Source organism: Komagataeibacter europaeus LMG 18890, assembly GCF_000285295.1.
GTDB lineage: Bacteria > Pseudomonadota > Alphaproteobacteria > Acetobacterales > Acetobacteraceae > Komagataeibacter > Komagataeibacter europaeus.
Genome location: NZ_CADP01000243.1, coordinates 1 through 1,973 on the forward strand (window position 1 = coordinate 1; position 1,973 = coordinate 1,973).

3 protein-coding genes are annotated in these 1,973 nt (G+C 54.8%); 2 read left to right on the top strand and 1 reads right to left on the bottom strand.

Annotation, left to right across the window (positions count from 1 at the left end):
- Positions 1–313, bottom strand: a 313-nt coding sequence (locus GEU01_RS23750) for a transposase (RefSeq protein WP_019087598.1), incomplete at its 3' end; no start/stop codon positions are given.
- A gap of 101 nt (positions 314–414) precedes the next feature.
- Between GEU01_RS23750 and GEU01_RS21185 the strand changes: the two genes are divergently transcribed.
- Entirely contained in the window at positions 415–1,224 is an 810-nt protein-coding gene (locus GEU01_RS21185; protein ID WP_026018924.1) for an IS5 family transposase, read from the top strand.
- Between the two features lie 475 nt (positions 1,225–1,699).
- The coding region (locus GEU01_RS25330; RefSeq protein WP_232272548.1) for a transposase at positions 1,700–1,973 on the top strand (274 nt) is incomplete at its 3' end.

The window sequence follows — 1,973 nt, forward strand, 5'->3', positions numbered from 1 at the left end:
TCGCAATCGTATCATGATCCGGATGCAGGTTCGCCGCCACGAAGCGCACCCCGATGTCGCGATATGTCGCCCGCTCGATCCGGCGTGAGGAAAACAACCCGTTCGCATAGCTGAAGATCAGAAGGGCCAGCATCAGGCGCGGATGGTACTGTGCCTTGCCACCCGTGCGCACTGGCACGCAGAACGCACTCATCGGAACCCGCTCAACGGCTGCGACAATGAAATGCGCCATATCGTCAGCAGGAAGCCACGACTTCAGATCAGGCGGCAGAAGATACGGCTGAGACCGGTCAAACGGGATGAAACTGCTCATCTCACCACCTTACAACCTTACCCCTTCACTGGGTACCCCAACCCGACAGGCTGCTAGAGGGTGTTATGTACTTTCGTGCCTGATTGGTGCAGTAAAGAGGGATGACGCCTGCACGCAAACCGTATCCCTCTGATGTATCAGACGAAGGATGGTCTCTGGTTGTCCCGTATCTGGTCCTGATGCGCGAGGATGCGGAGCAACGACATCACGCATTACGCGAACTGTTCAATGGATTGCGTTACGTAATCCGCTACGGCATTGCCTGGCGCGCCATGCCGAATGACCTCCCGCCGTGGTCGGCGGTCTACCAGCAATCCCGTCGCTGGATGGAGGCAGGCTGTTTTGACGCGTTGGTGTCTGATCTGCGTGCCGTGCTGCGTATCGCTTCTGGCCGCAGGGCAGAGCCAACGGCCGCCATTCTCGACAGCCGGACATTACGTTCGACGCCGGAAAGCGGTTCCCGCGCCGGATATGATGGAGCCAAGCGTAAAAAGGGATCAAAGCTGCACATGGCCGTAGACACGCTGGGGCACCTGCTGGCCCTGCATGTCACACCAGCCAGTCGGGATGATCGCGCCGAGGTGGGACGTCTTGCCGCCGCCATTCAGGATGCGACAGACGAGAGCGTTGAACTGGCCTATGTCGATCAGGGATATACCGGCGAGAAACCTGCCGGGGCAGCACGGGCCCAGGGGATCGCCCTTGAAGTCGTCAGATTGCCTGAAGCCAAACGCGGCTTTGTGCTGCTGCCGCGCCGATGGGTTGTCGAGCGATCTTTCGCATGGGCTACACGCTGCCGCAGGCTCGTCAAGGATTACGAGCGTTACGCTTCAACACTCGCAAGTCTCCATGTCATTGCGTTCGCGTGCTTCATGCTCAGAAACGCCGCTATACTCGCTCACGGTGCATAACACCCTCTAGATAGGTCAGGACCCGTGTAACGATCATCTCAAGGGGAATAAAACAATGGCACACTGTTCTGGATCACGCTGTGACGGTAGTTTTTCGGACTGGTAGCGGTATCTGAAACCGAGATCGTATCCTTGGCCGCTTATTCATTATTCCGATAGTCCCTGAAATCTCAGAAATCATCTGGGCAACGGGTTATTTTTGGATGGAAAAATGTTTCTGCAGCCATGATGGCAGATAAATATAATCATGCTAATGTTTATGATTATACAAGGAAACTGAATTATGTATTCCCTCGTGTAGGTCGATAAAAATATTTAATAAATATGAAGATAGTTTCTTTTTTTTGTCTTGTTTGCTGGCTTCCAACGATAGCTATGGCAAAAACTAGGGCCTGTTAGATCTTAAAATACTTCCTATATTGTATGGATTGAAGAAGGAGACGGAACAGGCACTTTCACTGATGAGACATGGGCGATCTGGGAACCGCTGATTGAGGCGGTTCGGCCAAGGGGCAAGACACCGCCCCATGATCTGCGGCGTACGATAGCAGCGATCTTCTGGCGTCATGAGAATGGTGCGAAATGGCGAAGTATCCCCGCTGAGCTGGGTCCGTGGTGGCGGGCGGCGCAGCTTTTCATCCGCTGGGCGAAACTGGGGGTGTGGGAACGCCTGCTCGAACTGGTTCAGGACCACCACGGAGTGGCGCTGGGCATGACTTTTCTGGATGGCACGAACATCAGGGCTCACC

Bases quoted from the DNA above. Each gene is read 5' to 3' on its own strand.
- GEU01_RS21185 (WP_026018924.1), top strand. From the start codon at position 415: ATGACGCCTGCACGCAAACCGTATCCCTCTGATGTATCAGACGAAGGA.